Annotated in this window: 19 protein-coding genes and 1 tRNA gene; 13 read left to right on the top strand and 7 right to left on the bottom strand. The window is 44.4% G+C overall.

Annotated features, from left to right (window positions below; genetic code table 11):
- The first annotated feature begins 412 nt into the window (after nucleotides 1-412).
- The 11 genes from QUA10_RS13425 (at nucleotide 413) to QUA10_RS13475 (ending at nucleotide 10535) form a co-directional block, all read left to right on the top strand.
- Entirely contained in the window at nucleotides 413-3061 is a 2649-nt protein-coding gene (locus tag QUA10_RS13425; protein WP_333083150.1) for an AAA-like domain-containing protein, read from the top strand.
- A 66-nt stretch (nucleotides 3062-3127) separates the two neighbouring features.
- A complete protein-coding gene (locus tag QUA10_RS13430) occupies nucleotides 3128-3382 on the top strand; it encodes a type II toxin-antitoxin system RelN family antitoxin (RefSeq protein ID WP_333083149.1) in 255 nt (84 codons plus the stop codon).
- The gene (locus tag QUA10_RS13435; protein ID WP_333083148.1) at nucleotides 3372-3734 is read left to right on the top strand and encodes a type II toxin-antitoxin system RelE/ParE family toxin; all 363 of its coding nucleotides are present in this window, start codon (nucleotides 3372-3374) and stop codon (nucleotides 3732-3734) included. The genes QUA10_RS13430 and QUA10_RS13435 overlap by 11 nt, the downstream gene beginning before the upstream one ends.
- Nucleotides 3735-3755: 21 nt before the next feature.
- Nucleotides 3756-4379: a Holliday junction branch migration protein RuvA gene (gene ruvA / locus QUA10_RS13440; protein WP_190742029.1), complete on the top strand. Its 624-nt coding sequence runs from the start codon at nucleotides 3756-3758 to the stop codon at nucleotides 4377-4379.
- A 150-nt stretch (nucleotides 4380-4529) separates the two neighbouring features.
- On the top strand, nucleotides 4530-4799 hold the full coding sequence (rpsO, locus tag QUA10_RS13445; protein ID WP_190661928.1) for a 30S ribosomal protein S15: 270 nt from the start codon (nucleotides 4530-4532) through the stop codon (nucleotides 4797-4799).
- 95 nt (nucleotides 4800-4894) lie between these two features.
- Entirely contained in the window at nucleotides 4895-5368 is a 474-nt protein-coding gene (locus QUA10_RS13450; RefSeq protein WP_333083146.1) for a PAM68 family protein, read from the top strand.
- 211 nt (nucleotides 5369-5579) lie between these two features.
- Nucleotides 5580-6641 carry a 3-deoxy-7-phosphoheptulonate synthase gene (aroF, locus tag QUA10_RS13455; RefSeq protein ID WP_333083145.1) on the top strand — a complete coding sequence of 354 codons (1062 nt, stop codon included), beginning with the start codon at nucleotides 5580-5582 and terminating at the stop codon, nucleotides 6639-6641.
- 299 nt (nucleotides 6642-6940) lie between these two features.
- On the top strand, nucleotides 6941-7501 hold the full coding sequence (locus tag QUA10_RS13460) for a Uma2 family endonuclease (protein WP_333083144.1): 561 nt from the start codon (nucleotides 6941-6943) through the stop codon (nucleotides 7499-7501).
- Nucleotides 7502-7870: 369 nt separating this feature from the next.
- A complete protein-coding gene (locus QUA10_RS13465; protein WP_333083143.1) occupies nucleotides 7871-8362 on the top strand; it encodes a hypothetical protein in 492 nt (163 codons plus the stop codon).
- A 3-nt stretch (nucleotides 8363-8365) separates the two neighbouring features.
- On the top strand, nucleotides 8366-10177 hold the full coding sequence (locus QUA10_RS13470; protein ID WP_333083142.1) for a hypothetical protein: 1812 nt from the start codon (nucleotides 8366-8368) through the stop codon (nucleotides 10175-10177).
- Nucleotides 10178-10241: 64 nt separating this feature from the next.
- On the top strand, nucleotides 10242-10535 hold the full coding sequence (locus tag QUA10_RS13475) for a DUF2442 domain-containing protein (RefSeq protein ID WP_333086278.1): 294 nt from the start codon (nucleotides 10242-10244) through the stop codon (nucleotides 10533-10535).
- Nucleotides 10536-10564: 29 nt separating this feature from the next.
- Here the strand turns inward: QUA10_RS13475 and QUA10_RS13480 are convergent, their stop codons facing one another.
- The 7 genes from QUA10_RS13480 to QUA10_RS13510 all read right to left on the bottom strand — a co-directional run bounded on the left by QUA10_RS13480 (nucleotide 10565) and on the right by QUA10_RS13510 (nucleotide 15639).
- The gene (locus QUA10_RS13480) at nucleotides 10565-10930 is read right to left on the bottom strand and encodes a type II toxin-antitoxin system PemK/MazF family toxin (RefSeq protein ID WP_333083140.1); all 366 of its coding nucleotides are present in this window, start codon (nucleotides 10928-10930) and stop codon (nucleotides 10565-10567) included.
- On the bottom strand, nucleotides 10924-11124 hold the full coding sequence (locus QUA10_RS13485; RefSeq protein WP_333083139.1) for a DUF2281 domain-containing protein: 201 nt from the start codon (nucleotides 11122-11124) through the stop codon (nucleotides 10924-10926). Before QUA10_RS13485 ends, QUA10_RS13480 begins: the two co-directional genes overlap by 7 nt.
- A gap of 50 nt (nucleotides 11125-11174) precedes the next feature.
- The gene (locus QUA10_RS13490; protein ID WP_333083138.1) at nucleotides 11175-11291 is read right to left on the bottom strand and encodes a DUF433 domain-containing protein; all 117 of its coding nucleotides are present in this window, start codon (nucleotides 11289-11291) and stop codon (nucleotides 11175-11177) included.
- Nucleotides 11282-12001 carry a DUF2786 domain-containing protein gene (locus QUA10_RS13495; RefSeq protein ID WP_333083137.1) on the bottom strand — a complete coding sequence of 240 codons (720 nt, stop codon included), beginning with the start codon at nucleotides 11999-12001 and terminating at the stop codon, nucleotides 11282-11284. Before QUA10_RS13495 ends, QUA10_RS13490 begins: the two co-directional genes overlap by 10 nt.
- A gap of 147 nt (nucleotides 12002-12148) precedes the next feature.
- Nucleotides 12149-13363: a DUF790 family protein gene (locus QUA10_RS13500; RefSeq protein WP_333083136.1), complete on the bottom strand. Its 1215-nt coding sequence runs from the start codon at nucleotides 13361-13363 to the stop codon at nucleotides 12149-12151.
- Between the two features lie 15 nt (nucleotides 13364-13378).
- Nucleotides 13379-13840 carry a DUF3598 family protein gene (locus tag QUA10_RS13505; RefSeq protein ID WP_333083135.1) on the bottom strand — a complete coding sequence of 154 codons (462 nt, stop codon included), beginning with the start codon at nucleotides 13838-13840 and terminating at the stop codon, nucleotides 13379-13381.
- Nucleotides 13841-14100: 260 nt separating this feature from the next.
- Nucleotides 14101-15639: a DEAD/DEAH box helicase family protein gene (locus tag QUA10_RS13510; protein ID WP_333083133.1), complete on the bottom strand. Its 1539-nt coding sequence runs from the start codon at nucleotides 15637-15639 to the stop codon at nucleotides 14101-14103.
- Nucleotides 15640-15951: 312 nt separating this feature from the next.
- Between QUA10_RS13510 and ald the strand changes: the two genes are divergently transcribed.
- Both ald and QUA10_RS13520 read left to right on the top strand, forming a co-directional pair.
- A complete protein-coding gene (gene ald, locus QUA10_RS13515; protein WP_333083132.1) occupies nucleotides 15952-17040 on the top strand; it encodes an alanine dehydrogenase in 1089 nt (362 codons plus the stop codon).
- Between the two features lie 267 nt (nucleotides 17041-17307).
- Nucleotides 17308-17389, top strand: a tRNA-Leu gene (locus QUA10_RS13520).
- Nucleotides 17390-17400: the final 11 nt, after the last annotated feature.

Raw genomic sequence — 17400 nt, forward strand, 5'->3', positions numbered from 1 at the left:
CACATCATACCACCGGGTGAATTTTAAAGTATTATTGTAAAAAAAAGTGAAAAAAACGGCGTTTGAGCGTTCTCAATCCGAGCGACTGAAAATTTATCAATTATGTGAACGAGTGTAAAAAATCAAGTGGCGCGCTACGATTGGGCAGATCGTAAGATTTGGGGTGAACGCTTGCAAAGATACGGTAAAGATTGACGAGAAGAAAGCTGAGCTAGTAGACAATAGAGAAAGAGGAAGAAAAATTTTCCACCATAGTAAGGCAGATTCAAAAAAAACCATGCAAATGCAACAGGCAAACTCCAAACCCTGATTGAATAAGTCATTCCCCAATCTAAAATCTAAAATGCTATAAGCGGGCCATAATTGCAATTTGTAACCTTTCGATCGTACAGCATAGGGGTGTAAAATCTTGATGAATTCCCAGATTACAGCAGAAGTCAACTCAACGTACCAATATCAAGTCGGAGGATATTTGCCTGCCGCTGCGCCCACCTATGTCAGGCGATCGGCAGACAGCGAGCTCTACGAAGGACTCAAAGCCGGAGACTTCTGCTACGTGTTGAGTTCGCCACAAATGGGAAAGTCCAGCCTGCTAGTGCAAACGGCCAAAAGGTTGCAAGCCGAAGGTACAGTTTTTGCCGCCATCAACTTGAGAAGCATCAGCAGCCCAGATATCTCCCCCCAAAAGTGGTATGGCGCAATCATGTACCGCATGGCAAGCAGTTTACACATCACAAACAGGTTTGATGCTATCAAGTGGTGGAACGATCGCGAACTGCTATCGCCGGTGCAGCGATTGGAGATATTTATCGAAAAAGTTTTGCTCAAGTCACTTCAGCAAAATCTGGTAATTTTCATCGATGACATTGACAGCATCAGCAGCCTAAATTTCAGTACCAGCGATTTTTTTGCTTTGATCCGGGCTTGTTACTCCAAGCGGGCAGAGCAACCGGAATACGATCGCCTGACTTTTGCTGTTATGGGAGTAGCAGCCCCCTCAGAATTGATCCGAGATCCCAGATGTAACCCTTTTAATATTGGACGGCAGATTCATTTAAGTCGATTCCAACTGCACGAAAGTTTGCCGCTAGCAAAAGGATTAGCCCTGAAAGCTTTTCGCCCCCAAAAAGTGCTCCAAGAAATATTAGCTTGGACGGGCGGTCAACCGTTTCTAACTCAAAAACTTTGCCACTTGGTACTTGAATACGGGCCTTTTATTGGCAGAAATTCCGAAGCTAAGCAAGTTGAAAAACTGGTCAAACACAGAATTATTAAAAATTGGGAAGAAGAAGACGAACCCCAACATTTGACAGCAATACGCGATCGCATTTTCCATAGCCACTGCGACCTCACGCGGCTGTTAACGCTGTACCAGCAAGCTTTACAACCGATCAAGGCAACAAAACCGGGGGAATCGCAGGGAATACCAGCAGAATACTCTCCCGAAAAAATCGAATTGCAACTGTCAGGACTGGTGGTTAAATCTCAGGGTAAATTAATAGTTGCCAACCTAATTTATCAGTCAGTTTTTAATCGATTCTGGGTAGAAAAAGAGCTGGGAAAATTGGCTCCGTACCGCTTGGCGCTAGCAGCTTGGCTGGCTTCAGACCGCGAAGATGAATCGCTGTTATTGACAGGGGAAAGTTTGCAGTCAGCTTTGGATTGGGCGGCTAACAAACAATTAAGCCAAGAACACTATTGGTTCTTGAATCCCGATCGAACTTTTGAGGAAAAACCGACAGTGGTTGTCGCACAAGTTGCAGACAGCAGCGTAGACACAGATGCAGACAGCCGCATCCTCACCCCCCCCTCAGATAGTGTTCCAACAGGCAGCAACGAACAGAGATTGTACGATCACATCGTCTCCTGCGTGGAAACAGAATCCCCCGCACAGGTGATCGAGCGGTTCCGAAAGCTATTTATCGACGGCATGGGCTATCCAGATCGAGAAATTGAAGCAACTTTGTACAGTATAGTCTCCGTCAAGCGATTGGATCAGCACTTTAAATATATCCTCCACCGCTGCTGCTACATCCCGATCAACCGCTGGCAACTGCAATCACACAACCAGTTCGCGATCGCCAAGTTGGTAGCTTTATTTAAGCAGAGTTCTCCCAGATTCGGGACGGAATTTTACATAGTCAAGCGCTTGCAAGAACAAATAGCTTTCTTTACTAAAAGTGAAGAATTCCAGACCCTTGAGCGCTTAGTAAAAGCCTTAGATAGAGAGACGGAACCGCAGACACAAGATACAGATTATCCTTTGGGCGAATTGATATGTCGGTATCCTTATTTGTACGGGTATTCTCTGCTGAGCAAGGGCAGCATTGAGGAAGACCAACAAACCATTCAAAAACTGGCATTTCAAAGACAGCGACAATTTGAAACACATTTGTCTCAATATTTAAATTATATGGTTGAGCCGAGAAATACAGAAATAGGAATTGTGCAGCGAGCGGCTAATCCCACACTTTTGAATGATGCAGAGCTGCACTTAGCGGTCAGGGAATTTGCGGGAAAAGTAGCAGGCGATCGTAGCTACAAAGAAGCGGCTCAATTTTTCCTGAGAGATTCCCGAAAAACTCCATCTTACGCCTCATTTAAAGTGGATTTATATGAATATTTAATATCGTCCGTAGAACCAGAATACGGCGGGCGTCAATTTAATGACCGTTTGTACAAGCAAATCAAAAATACATTGCGAGAAAATGACTCTGTGAAATTCAATAATTCATTGTTAGTTCGGACTTGCCACCAGTTGTTCAACTTCTTAGTAGTTGAAAATTCCCAACATCTCAGCCACTACGTTTTTTACGACTTGGTGTACAACCTCGGCGCCAGCCGGACAATGGGTTTACTGCTCAAACTCGTTCTACTTTCGGGCAAAGTTAAACCAGAGTTGGAAAACCGATTTTCTATTTTGTTTAATCACTATGAAGGTAAAGCTTCTAATGAAATTATGTGGTTTGTCAAATCGTTGGAAAATTTCAATGTGGCTTTGGTTATGAATTTTGGTAAGACGGATTTGTCTTTGGTTAAACAGCAGCTTATTTTGGCTTGAGAATAACAAAATCGCTCGGACAGGGTTATATAATAGTATTAATTAAAAAAAATCCAGGACAAACAAATGAAAGCCTTTGAAGTCACAGGAACGATCGACGAAAAAGGTCAATTAATTCTCGATCGACCTTTAACACTAGACACTCCGGGCCCCGTGCGAATCATCGTCCTCTTTCAGGAACCTACAGATGAAGCTGAAGAAGACCCCGACGATACTCCAGTTGAAGAAGTAAAAGCTAGTCTCAGAAGAGCGTTGCAGGAAGCTAAAACCGGACAGCGAATACCTCTTTCTCAAATGTGGGAGGGCATCGATGTCGAATGAATCCGAGCTCGTTCAAATTGATTTAACGCCTGAGTATAAGCGAAATTTGCGTGAATTATCCAAAAAATATCGCCAAATCCGGCTAGATACTCAGCCAGTAATTGAACAAATACAGGCTGGCAATTTTATTGGCGATCGCATTCCCGGAATGGGCGAAGATTATATCATCTTAAAAGTCCGGGTGAAAAACAGCAACATCCAAAAAGGAAAAAGTGCAGGGTATCGCATGATTTATCAAGTCGAATCGCCCGTCAGCGTACTGTTGTTAACCATTTACTCAAAATCAGATCGAACAGATATTAGTCTCAACGAAATCCGCAACATCATCGCCGAGTTTGATGAAAATGAATAGCGGTGTATTATTATTAATTTTATGATTAGCTATCTCAAAGGCACAGTCGCCGATATCGCCAAAGGCAGCAACCGCGTCATATTGACTCTCGAAGTCAATCAAATTGGCTATGAAATCCAAATTTTGCCCCGCGTGACCGGTCAATTGCCAGCATCCGGCGAAGTCGCCCAAATTTTTACCCACCAGCAAGTTAAAGAAGACCAAATCGTATTGTACGGTTTTGGCAGCGCGGCAGAACGCGATTTGTTTCGGCAGTTGACGAGTGTCAGCGGTGTCGGTGCTCAACTGGCGATCGCACTTCTCGATACTTTAGGATTGCAAGATTTAGTGCAGGCGATCGTCGGCGGTAACACGCGCATCCTCGCCAAAACACCGGGCGTGGGAACAAAAACCGCAGAACGTCTCGCCCTGGAACTCAAAAGCAAACTCTCGGAATGGAGACAGCAAGCAGGTTTGACAACTTCAGTCGCCGCCGGAGTCCCCCCAGCTATTCAAGAAGAAGTCGAGATGATCCTACTGGCGATGGGATACACTGCGGCTGAAGTCTTGCAAGCGCTGCAAACCCTCAGTCAAGACAGCACTTTGTCCGCCAAAGGTGATGCGGATGATTGGATACGTGAGGCGATCGCCTATTTGAGCCGATAATCGCCTACAACATCCAAAAACCGGGAATAAAAACCAAAATTCGGCCGGGCCAAAAAACCCATCCCTGGCAAAAATTTTATCGTTGTTATGCTTCGCCTGTGATAACATTGGAGATTGTGACAATCGTACAAAAAAAACTAAAATCAATTCATGGCTCTTACACAACAGCGCAAACAAGAAATCATGGGCGACTTCCAAACCCATGAAACCGATACCGGTTCAGCAGATGTCCAAGTCGCCATGCTGACCGATCGCATCACCAAACTCAGCGCCCACCTGAAAATCAACCAAAAAGACTTCGCCTCCCGGCGCGGTTTGATGATGATGATCAGCCGCCGCAAGCGCCTGCTGGCATACATCCAAAGGGAAAATGTCGATCGCTACAAAGCATTGATTGCCCGTCTAGGCATTCGCGGCTAAACACCAAAGCCAAAATTTGCGACAATATTCTTTAATCTTGGGCAAACACCAAGACTTATTGAAAAATGTTCGAGATTTCAGGTCAGAGATAAAATATGTCCTCCGAACCACCCCGCAAGCGCTTGCCCTTTGAACCGGCCACAAATCGTAAAAAAACGCCTAAAAAGCCCCCAGAACCCCAAGCAAGCGTAGCCTTAGAGTCGGATTCTGCCGACAAGCAGCCGAAAGCTAACAAAACCGGAAAACAGGCGCAATCCATCCCAGAAGTAGTCAGCCAACGCATGATATCTCGCATAGCGGTCTTCTGCGGCATACCGACCATCCTGGGAATTTCCACATTTTTTGTCAGCTATTTGGTAGTCAGCAACGGCTTGTTTGATCTGCCCAACACAGCAGTATTGCTGGTAAGCATGGGCTGTTTTGGTCTAGGCGTTCTGGGATTAAGCTACGGAGTCCTCTCGGCTTCCTGGGATGAAGAAGTTTCAGGAAGCACTCTGGGGTGGGAAGAATTTAATACCAATTTTGGACGGATGCGAGAAGCGTGGCGCGCCGCGAAGCCAAAAAGTTAGTCATTAGTCATTAGTTATTAGTTATTAGTCATTAGCTAAAAACTAAGCTGTTAACCATCTAGAGTTTGTATTTGGGGAGGGAATAAGAACCCACCCAGAACAATGCTAATAATACTGATATAAATAGATTCTCGATCGCCATTGCATCTATTTTTCTCAGTGCATCAGAGTCATCATCCGTTTCTAGCCCAACAGAAAAGGCAAAAAAAATATGATTATAGTAATGAAAGCCGGCACTCCAGAAGCCGAGATCGATCGCATCGACGAAGAGCTCCGCACTAGCTGGGGTTTGATACCAGAAAAAATCGTCGGCCGTTACAAAACCGTCATGGGTTTGGTGGGCGACACCGTTGAGCTCGAACCGATGCAACTGCGCGAAATGAGCACCTGGATTGAGGAAGTGCTGCGCGTGGAAAAACCCTACAAACGCGCTTCTCTGGAGTACCGCCAAGGAGAAGCCAGCGAAGTAGCGGTTGCTACTCCTTTAGGAACTGTAATGATCGGCCTGCATCACCCGATCGCGATCGTAGCAGGCCCTTGCTCGGTCGAAAACGAAGAAATGATTGTCGAAACGGCAATGCGCGTCAAAGCTGCTGGAGCTCATTTTCTCCGTGGTGGCGCGTACAAACCGAGAACTTCCCCCTACGCTTTCCAAGGCCACGGCGAGAGTGCTTTGGGATTGCTAGCTGCGGCGCGGGAAGCTAGCGGTTTGGGAATTATCACAGAAGTTATGGATGCGGCGGACTTAAGTGCGATCGTGGAAGTAGCGGACGTGATCCAAGTCGGGGCGAGAAATATGCAGAATTTCTCACTGTTGAAGAAAGTCGGAGCTCAAGACAAACCGGTTTTGCTGAAGCGCGGCATCTCCGCCACCATTGAAGAATGGTTGATGGCTGCTGAGTATATCATGGCTTCTGGCAATCCGAACGTGATTTTGTGCGAGCGCGGAATTCGCGGGTATGACAGGCAATATACGCGCAATACCCTAGATTTGTCGGCAGTTCCAGTGTTGCGGACTCTGACTCACTTACCGATTATGGTTGACCCCAGTCACGGCACCGGTTGGGCGCAGTTTGTACCGTCAATGGCGTTTGCTTCGATCGCCTCTGGTACTGATTCCCTGATGATTGAAGTGCACCCGAATCCGAAAAAAGCTTTGTCTGACGGGCCACAATCTTTAACACCGGATCAGTTCGACAAGTTGATGGAAGAATTGGCGGTGATTGGTAAAGTCATGAACCGTTGGCCGCAGCCCGTGCCAGTTTTGGCATAGAAGTTGGGGTAATCAGTCAATACGCTTGGGTTAACTCAGATCCCCCCTAACCCCCCTTAAAAAGGGGGGAACAAGAATGTTCTCAAAGTCCCCCTTCTTAAGGGGGATTTAGGGGGATCTCCGGGGAATAAATATTTGTAACTGAACCGTATTGGGTTAAATCCCCGACTTCTTAAAAAAGTCGGGGATTTTGTTATTGTGTTTTTGGAATAGAGTCCCAGGGGCGATCGTACTTCTAGGAAAGTTTGGAAATTTTGTATAATTGATATTTGAGTTAATTAGCGAGAGGGCTGGGAGTCATGGTAGACATCGGAACCAAACTCACTTTAGCAGAATTTCTAGCTTTGCCCGACGGAGATATATATTGTGAGTTTGTAGATGGTGAAGCGGTTCCTAAAGTGTCTCCAAAAATTTTTCATTCCAGTTTACAGGGAGCTTTGTGTTGCCTGATTCGTGTATGGTGTAAAGGACGCGGGCGAGTGCTTCCAGAATGGGCAATTTTGTTAAAACGTCAGGATAAAGATTGGGTACCTGTTCCTGATTTGACCTATATTTCTTATGCGCGTCTGGCGAAAAGCTGGCGGCAAAATGAAGCTTGTCCCGCAATTCCTGAACTGGTGATTGAGATTATCTCTCCTGGTCAAACGATGCAGGAATTTGAAGATAAGGCAAAAGATTATTTGGCGGCGGGCGTTCCGCGAGTTTGGGTGATTGATCCAGAGGCTATTTTAATTAGAAGTTTTTTGACCGATGGTTCGAGTCAAGTTTATACGGATAATACACTAATTGTAGATGAGTTGCTGCCTGGTTTGGAGTTGACGACTAGACTGATTTTTGAAGAAGCGGAATTGATTGATTAATTGAGGGCGATCGGCTCTGGTACTGATTCGCTGATGATTGAAGTGCGCCCGAATCCCAAAAAAAGCTTTGTCTGACGGATCGAAATCTTTAACACCGGATCAGGGCGATCGCTTCAGGTTAAATTTAACTGTAGCTTACAGACTCAACCTTTGCCGATTGTCCGTTCTCACTTGTCAAGTCCCCAACTATTAAGTAATCAATATGACGGCTTTAGGAGTATGAGGCGTGGTATTCTCTAAAGTACCATCCACGTTCAGCCCAGTACCAGTGGACAAGAGGAACTTATGATCGAGCTTTCTACCGAACAACTGCTTTACTTGCTGTACGCAGTAGCCTACTCAAAAGAGAGTAAGGCGACTAAAAGCGATGTGAAACAGCATTTATCTAAAGGATACCAAAAGGATGCGAATGCTATCTGTGATGCTTTGTGTCAGCAGCAATTGCTCCAATCTCCTAAAAAGGGTCAGCTTTTTGTGACAGATCAAGGTAAGAAAGTTCTAGCTGCTAATTTGCAAACCAGTAAGTATGAGTTTGATTCAGCAAAAGGAGCGAAACTTATAAATACTCTTTGGCGTTACTGCCAAGTCGGAGTTGCGGATTCTCAGACTTCCGATGGTGGTAAAGAGATGGACTTTGAGAAATTTGTAGAAAAGTTTAAGGCTCTTTATTTTGAAGAAAGAAAGCGTCAAGAGTTACGAGGGGTAGTTGCTATTCGCAGCCGAGAAATTTGTCAGAAATTTTTGGAACAAAACGATGTATCTCAATCAAGCTTGAATAAAAACTTTGCTTTGCTTAAATCAACTGGCAAAGTTTTTGCAGTTATCGAAAAAGAAGATGAACTTATTCAGTGGGTAGAGTAAGCCATGCCAGAAGACGCAGGAAAAAAAAGGTACATAAGAGACTTCCTTCAGCAAGTAAAGTCAGCCATAGGATTTGTTGATGATATTAGAATAGAGCGCGTTGTTAGACTTCCAGGGTCAACGGGTGAAGGATCTACAGCCAAAAGTTTGTCGGGGCGGCAAATATCTAATCTAACTCAGCTTCTTGAGGACGATCTAAGTCATACATTTGATGACGGCTACTTTACATTTAGATTCGTTGCCGCCCTAGTTGGTAGTGGTAAAACCTCGTTGTTAACTTACTTGCATGAATTAACTAAAACTAAATCAACCTATCAGAATCACTCTGTAGTCGTTGAGTTTCAACTCTCTGATGTACCTATGGAAGATAGTTTTAGGGAAAAACTGTACTCCCATATCTTAGCTCATACATTTTATGAATTGTTACACAATCAAAATCTTTTGCCATCTGTTAAAAATGTAGCTGAACAAGTTTTGAGAGATTATTTACCTGATACTCAAGTCAATCAACTTAATGGCGCCAAAAGAATAATGCCATTTCGCAACAAATTTAAAACGTATATTGCCGATAGCGTAGATAGTCTTGAAGAGTTTTTCTTTTATATAGTATCCGAAGTATCAGCCGTCGATCCCAACTTTAGTTTTGTTTATCTCACAGATGAATTAGATGCTTTAGCACCATTTCCTAATCAAATTAAAGAAACTAGACTGCTTTTTAAACAATTGATTAGAAGGGCAAAAGACAAATTTGGCTCAAAGATAAACCTGTTAATTTACTTAGTCGGTACATCAGATAACGTAAAAAGTTTTATTACTGAGGATTCGGTCATGGAAAGCCTTTTAGGTGACTCAGTTATAAATCTAAATAAGGGTTATACCAATGAATTTGAACTGATTAGAAAGAAAATTGATGAGCGTATTGAAGGGGCTTATAAGGGATATCAAAATTTTGCTCAAGCATGGCAAGAAATCAAAAATATACCATTGAATCCTGCTAATACTTTGAGGGATTTTTGTCGAGACTATGCTGGGGCTGTATTAGAAATACATGAAAAATATTTTAAAGAAGCTCCAGAGCAGGTATTTGAAGGCAATTCACGACAGTTAGTAGAATCCCAGTGTAGACAACAGTGGGGAAGTTATTTGAACCAGAAATCATATACTCTATCGGCAGTTTCAACTACAACAGTGATTGCAGGTCATGCCTTCGACTCTTATGTAGAATTACTGCACAACGGTCACTGCGTTGCTAGGGCCTTTGGGGAAGCTAAAAACTATGAACTGTTGAGCAGCCATTTAGAAACGTTTAATCAATGGTTAGAAGATGCCAAGTTCAAACCTGATGGGGCACCGGGAGATATATCTTTTATGATTGCTCCTTCCTGTCCACCTCTTCTGCAAAGAAAGTTAGAACTTAAAAACATTCAATTTATCAAATCAGATAAGGTTATTCCACCGCCGATACCCACACCCACACCCACACCCACGCCTATACCCAAACCAACTTCTACAGCCACGGCATTTCCTATTAATCTCAATAAAGCCAATAAATCCGAACTGACGAAGGTTTTTAAGGGAACCAGTATCAAGCAGACAACTATCGATAAATTGATCAGCGATAGAAATACCAAAATCTATTGTGACATAGACGATATGGCGTTTCGTCTAAAGCTTACCACAGCCGCCAAGAAAAAACTTCAAACAAAGTTTGATAAAGGTGAGATTTCCTTTCTTGAAGGTATAGCACCAAATCGTGTCACGTCGATGATTTTGGAATGGGCAGAACTTCATCAAGAAGAACTATCGAAAAACTAGAACCGTTGCCGTCAAGGTGAACAACCATCGCCAATTGCTCCCTTGGAATAAAGGAAAAATTAATATGCTGTATCAAATCAAAAAAATCACCATAGAAAACGAACATAAATTGCATATTGATTATGCAAATGGTGGTAGTATAGTTGTTGATTTTAACCCGATAATTGAGACAGGTGGTATTTTAGCCAAGCTTGCCGATGCTGAATTTTTTGCCCAAGTTTCTATTGGTGAGAATGGTCGATACATTCAATGGCCTGGAGAAATAGAATTTTGTGCCGATTCTCTCTGGTTTCAATCTCACCCAAGCGAAAATAAATTTCAGGAATTGAAGGGACAATTACTGAGCGAAAAAACATAAGGTGTAACGTATCTGTGGCAAGCGATCGCTCACAAACCTAAAATCACACGTAGGGCTACTGCCAGCTCATCCATATAATTTTCATCTAAATGACCGATTACCCTAATAACCCTAGATTTGTCGATCACCCGAATCTGTTCGCAAAGTATTACTGAATCTTGATTTAAACCCCCAACTCCAGATGGAACAAATACATGAGAAGGTAAAAGAGCGCGACGAATCTTTGTAGTAAACGGTGCCATAATAGTATGAGGACTTACTGCATTAGCACGATCGATCTGTAAGATAACAACAGGTCTTATACCAGCTTGCTCCGTACCAACTACCGGATTCAAATCGCATAACACAACATCTCCTCTTGTATATGTTGGATTTACTGATGAAGATCCTACCATTGAACCTCTCCACGGGCTAACTTTTCTTCGTAGGCTTCTAAATTCTTTAAATAATCAGAAAAGTCGGATTCAGTAAGCTGTGGCAATTCACTGTTGTATTTGAGGAGCAAAAAGTCTATAAAATCATTCACCTCTTGAACAAGAGACTCTGGCAGTTGGCTAATTTTAGCAATAGTTAGATCGTAAACTGTCATGTTTTTACCCTATGTATCTTATTCACTTAACTATATCCCTCTCGATCCAATTACCGTTTAGCTGCGAAACTCAAGCAACCCAAAATATCCTGTTGGCTGAGATAGGGAAAATCATCGAGAATTTCTTGATAAGTCATCCCAGAATCGCACACCCTACTCAAAGACATCCATTAAGTTGTTTCAGATCCCCTTGCGCCTGCACTTGCTGGTGCAAACTAATTTTGTCCCCCACTTCATACCCCGAATTAAAACCCGCCGCGCTGCTGACTTGAGAATCTGTTCTAGTTCTAACTTTAACCCCTCGGCCCTCTAGATAATCCGCGATCGCCTGTTGATTTTTCTCAAACATCGATCGCACTACAATCCCTGGAGTCGCCGCCGCATCCCCCGAACCCGGAATTCCTGACTTTTCCATCTCCTGTTTTTGTTCCAACAATCTTTGTCTCAACCTCGTCGCGCACCCAACCCGAAAAGCATTCAGATACGCCAATCCCCTCCCGTTTCCTTTGCGGTATTTAGCCCTTTTTTCAATCGCCGAACTCAAATACTCGTACAGATGTTTACAAACAATCAGGTTTGTAGAAGTTCCCACCAAAAACATACTGCCATTATAAGTGTTTCGCATGGCAGTGCAACCGTTAGCATCAGCAATTCCCGACAGCAGCATCATTTTCCAAGTGACAAATTTCGAGGTTGTTTCAACTGAGTTTTCGTCAATCTCTTCTTGGTGATTTGGCCCTAAATCCGCGAGGCTGAGATTGTACTGTGCCAGTAAAAGGGAAGCTTTTTCGGCTGCTGCTGTCGATTCGTTTTCATTGGATGAGGTGGCGAGGGCTAACAGCTTTTTGATTCTTTCGACAATACTTGTGTCTGCCATTTTTCAATCTGTTTTAGGGTGAGAGAGGATTTGGCGATCGAGGTGACTTTAGTATAATACCAAATCTGACTTAAATATCCCCTCTTATTTCTTAGTCCGCGCAGGCGGACTTTGTTTGTGTAGTCGCGGTTTCAACCGCCGAGAACTCTATTCGAGAATTTCCAGGACTGATTTAGGCAGCAATTTATCTTTAAACCAGACTACTTTTGCCGGCACATCATTTACATTCACCCCGGCTTTTTCTAAATTCAGCCGTTCGGAAATAGCTAAAATCAAGTGATCGCATTCAGACTTCTGTACTTGTGCAAATTTCTTTTGCAAATACTCGGGCCGCCAATAGCCAACTATTTCTAATAAAAACACTCGCCCGTCGGGATGCACTAACCGAAAGTCGGGAATCATCACACTACCAGGAATCGGAATTAAATCAACTTCTCGCTCTAGTTGCCACTCGGTTTTTGTGGAATTCCATCGCTCAGCAAATGCTGCTTCTAACATACTATCATAAGGCTTGCCAGGGGGATAGTGGCTGACTAAACCGCAGTCGGAATTTAGGGTAAATTTACCTGTTTTCAAAACGCCACTAAAAGGATCTTTTGTGTGCAGTGTCGAGTGCATACTCCATTTGGTGACGTGCAGCAGTGCGGGCAACATTTTCGCCAGGGCTAAGCCGTAGCGGGTGCTGGGTTTGAATAAGCTTGTAGGGCCGTCTATTGTCAGTGTAAAACCGTGGTCTGCATCGCCTTCGATGTAAGTCATTAATTGAAATAGTTTCAGATAGCGAAATAAGAGTTTGTATTCTCCTGGATCGTTGCGGTGGGCGGTTAATTTGACTTGACTTGCTCGGTAAAATATGCCTTGAACTTGAGAAAGATTGTATTTATGAAGCAAGTTTTCGGGTGTTGGTGCATTAAACTCTGTGAGGATTTTGTTTTCGTTTAAATCGGCGTATAAACCTGTAGTGATTTCATGAGGCAAAACTTCTCTGTTTAACTCTTGGCTGAGTTCAGATGCTATTTTTTCCAGGGTTAATTGGGTGGATTGAGGGCTGGGAGTCGATCGCGCAGACAAGGCAAAAACCCGCTGTCTCAACTCTGAAGGTTCTAGGGGACTGATGACTTCCAAGGTGGAGTAACCGCCTTTCAGCAGGTGCGCTAATCCCCGTTTCAGCCGATAATCCGGGCTGTCGCCTTCTAATTCTAGCAAGCGTCCGTCGAGTTCGCCTTGGGTTTTGCCGATCGCACTTTGGAAGCAGTCGATCATTTCGGTAGCTGCATCTAAGTTTTTAGCATCTATCTTGAGGCGGAGAGGAATAATTGATTCTCCGTTTTGGCGGTGACTTAATAAATCAGTGGGTAACATAAGCAGTGAAAAGTTTTACTCAATTCTTCGTTCAACAATCACCATAACTCCCCTAAGTTTTCCCTCTTCTGTCAAGCTTTGGGTAGTCCGAATTCGCCGATCGGAACTGACAAGATGGATTGTTTCAACAGCCCTCATAAAGCCAGTTGCTTTGTCCCATACTTGAAAAATTATCAAATCATCTCCAACTTCTGTCGCTAGTGTATTGTAGTTGGAAAAAACCGAGTCCAGACCTTCAATTTGCACTTGCCCTTCGCCGACAACATAACCCACAAAATTTTGGGTCTCACTCTGACCATTGGCATAAGTTTGAAGGTTAGTTTGCCTCCACTCGTTATCAACTATTTTCTGGGTTACTACTGCTGTAAAACGCCGGGTTTCTTTGCAGTCGCCATCAAGTATTGTCCAGTCTCCCTCCCAAACTCCTGTATGTTTGGGAAAAATTTTAAAGTTAGTTAGTTGTGCAGTTTCGCTCATTTTTATGTAAGGTGAATTAGTTAATATTGAGATTATACACTAATTGGGCAATTTTCAATCTTCCTGGGAATCATCCTTGTCTTTTCCCCATTTTGCGGGTGATTCGGCTGATTTTTTAGTCACCTCCGGGTTGACTCAGTAAATCGATTTGAGATTTGAGATTTGAGATTTGAGATTTTAAATAGACCTAGGAGTGGTTTAATTATCTAACCATCCTTTCGCGAAGACTTCCCATCTCACAACTAAGTTATTTAAGCTTGCTACCAGGGAATTTCATCATTGTCTTCTCCCCATTTTGCGGGTGACTCGGCTGCTTTTTTGGTTGTCTCTCGGTTGACTCCGTAAATGGGTGTCGGTTTGACAGTTTCTAATTTCTGATATTCTGGCTTTGGCGGTTCTATTTGTGTTTGTGGTTGGGGTTTGTGAGGCTGCATTCCTCCTCGGCGGCGTTGAGAAGTTCTTTCTTCGCTGGTGTCTTCCGTAACGACTTCATACAGAATTGCTAACTTATTTGCATCGCTGCTTTTGCGGAGAACTCGACCCAGTCGCTGAATGTATTCGCGTTCGCTGCCGGTGCCAGATAATATGATAGCAATTCTGGCGTCGGGAACGTCCACTCCTTCATTGAGGACGTGGGAGGCGACGAGGGTTTTGTATTCGCCGCTGCGAAAGCGATCGAGGATTTCGTGGCGTTCTTTGACGGGGGTTTGGTGGGTAATTGTGGGGATGAGAAATTCTTGGGAAATTCGGTAAACTGTGGCGTTGTCTCCGGTGAAAATTAGGGTGCGCTGGGGAGAGTGTTCTGCTAGTATTTGGGCTAAAATTCGCAGTTTTCCTTCGGTACAAAGGGCGATTTCTTTAGCTTGGCGGTGGGCTAGCATGGCGCGCCGTCCCAGGGGCGATCGCGCGCTTGCCATGATAAACTGTTTCCAACCATCGAGGCTGGATATTTTGATGTTAGACTGTTTTAAGAAGTCGTTGCGAATGTTGATTAATTCGGCGTAGCGGTCGGTTTCTTCTTTTGACAGTTTTACCATGATTTGAACAATTTTATGGTCGGCTAAAGCATCGCCTGCCAAATCTTCGGGTCTTTTGCTAAATACTGTGGGGCCGATGAGAAAATGTAAATCGCTGTGGCGGCCATCTGTGCGATCGGGTGTAGCTGTCAGTCCCAGTCGAAAAGGTGCGATCGCATATTCGGAAATTACTCGATAAAAGTCCGTTGGCAAATGGTGACATTCGTCAAAAACCAGCAAACCGTATTTATTGCCCAAGGTTTCTGCATGAATACTTGCACTGTCGTAGGTTGCGACTAAAATTGGCGTTTTGTCCCGCGAACCTCCGCCCAACAATCCGATTTCGATGTCGGGAAAAGCTGCTTTTAAATTAGCATACCACTGGTGCATTAAATCGAGAGTTGGTACTACAATTAATGTACTACGACCAGTGACTTGCATGGCTAATTGTGCCAGATAAGTTTTGCCGGAAGCGGTAGGGAGGACGACTACTCCTTGGCTTCCTGCTTGCTGCCAAGCTACGAGGGCTTGTTCTTGATGTGGGTAAGGCTGCATTTCCACGCTGGGTACCAGTTCGAGTATTTCGTATGCCCTAGCTTCGTCCGTGAAGTGAATGCACTCGGCTTGGAGGCATTCTACCAGCGGGCGGTAGTGAATTGCTCGAATGCGGTATTTTTCCACGCGATCGTCCCAAGTGGCAAAGTCCACCCAGTCTCTGCCTTTGGGCGGCGGGTGCAGCAATAGAGTTCCGCGATCGAATGTTAAGGTAGGTGTGCGTGGCATTTGTTTAGATAGGGGGGCGAGTTATGCCTGTTAAATTATAAGTGACAGATCAAATATATTGACTCTTCTTGAAATTATCTGCGTTACTCTGTGTTAATCAGCCCTACATCTGCGGTCGATCTATCAATCAAAAAATTATGTAATTCAAGTCTAAATTGAGGAAATTGCGATCGCACTGGATAAAAATTCAACAAATATTCTCCTAGCCGGATTGCCGGATTGCCAAATCTAAAATCTACAAGAGTATTGTCCCGCTGGGGATGGTTTTTAGGTTAGATTCGATCTACGTATGCCTGAGATTAGAGGTTATAGATGGAAATAGGCGTCCCCAAGGAAATCAAGGATTTAGAGTTTCGAGTCGGGCTTAGCCCCACAAGTGTCCGGGCTTGTTCGGACAAAGGCCACACAGTTTTCGTCGAAACGAATGCTGGTGCTGGGGCCGGTTTCGCGGACGAGGACTATGTTCAAGCAGGGGCTAAGATTGTCTTAAAGGCTTCCGATGTCTGGAAGCGCGAACTAATTGTTAAAGTTAAAGAACCACTGCCTGCTGAGTATCCGCTGATTCAAAAAGAGCAGTTGCTGTTTACATATTTGCACTTGGCGGCCGATCGCACATTAACCAAGCATTTAATCAGCAGCGGAGTCCACGCCATCGCCTACGAAACCGTCGAACTCCCGGACAGAAAATTGCCACTGCTGACGCCGATGAGCATTATTGCAGGGCGTTTGGCCGTGCAGTTCGGAGCTCGGTTTCTGGAACGGCAGCAAGGTGGCCGGGGCATACTTTTGGGTGGCGTACCAGGGGTAAGACCGGGTAAAGTTGTGATTTTGGGCGGCGGCATCGTTGGCACAGAAGCAGCGCGAATTGCTGTAGGAATGGGCGCCAGAGTGCAGATTTTAGATGTAAATGTCGATCGCTTAGCCTACTTGGAAACTCTGTTCGGTTCCCGAGTAGAATACCTCTACAGCAGTCCTTTGCAAATTGAAGCAGTTGTTCCCGATGCTGATTTGTTAATCGGTGCGGTTTTGGTCTTAGGTAAAAAAGCTCCGGTGCTGGTTTCTCGCGAATTTGTTGCGAAGATGCACCCCGGTTCTGTGATAGTTGACGTAGCCGTTGACCAAGGTGGCTGCGTGGAAACTTTGCGGGTAACTTCTCACACAAATCCTACTTATGTTGAGGAAGGAGTTGTGCATTATGGCGTGCCCAATATGCCCGGTGCCGTTCCTTGGACAGCGACTCAAGCTTTGAATAACAGCACTTTGCCTTATGTTTTGCAGTTAGCAAATCACGGGATTAAAGCTTTGGAAATGAATCCGAGTTTGGCGAAGGGATTGAACGTGCAGAATCACCGCTTGGTGCATCCGGCCGTGCGCGATGTTTTCCCCGATTTGGCTGATTAGATTCCCATTTTTTCAGCAAATCCCGTAGGGTGCGTCAGATCAAAGCTTGTGGATTATTAATAACCGGACACGATCTGATGCACCGTACTCAACTACACAGCGTTTTGCGATGTTTGGCTAACAGTAAATCCTCGAAACTAAGGCATTTCTCAACCCGAACAGTAATTTGTGCCAAAAAATATTACTCGCAGCCCCGAAAAAAAATAAATTCCCCAAAACACTTGACAGATTCGCGGAGGTATGGCAGAGTAGTAATTCGTGACCGATGCGGAACTGGCGGAATTGGTAGACGCGCATGATTCAGGTTCATGTGGTGCAAGCCTTCCGGGTTCAAGTCCCGGGTTCCGCATTCCCAAGGCA

Origin of the sequence: Microcoleus sp. Pol8_D6, assembly GCF_036700965.1 — a bacterium.
Lineage (GTDB): Bacteria > Cyanobacteriota > Cyanobacteriia > Cyanobacteriales > Microcoleaceae > Microcoleus.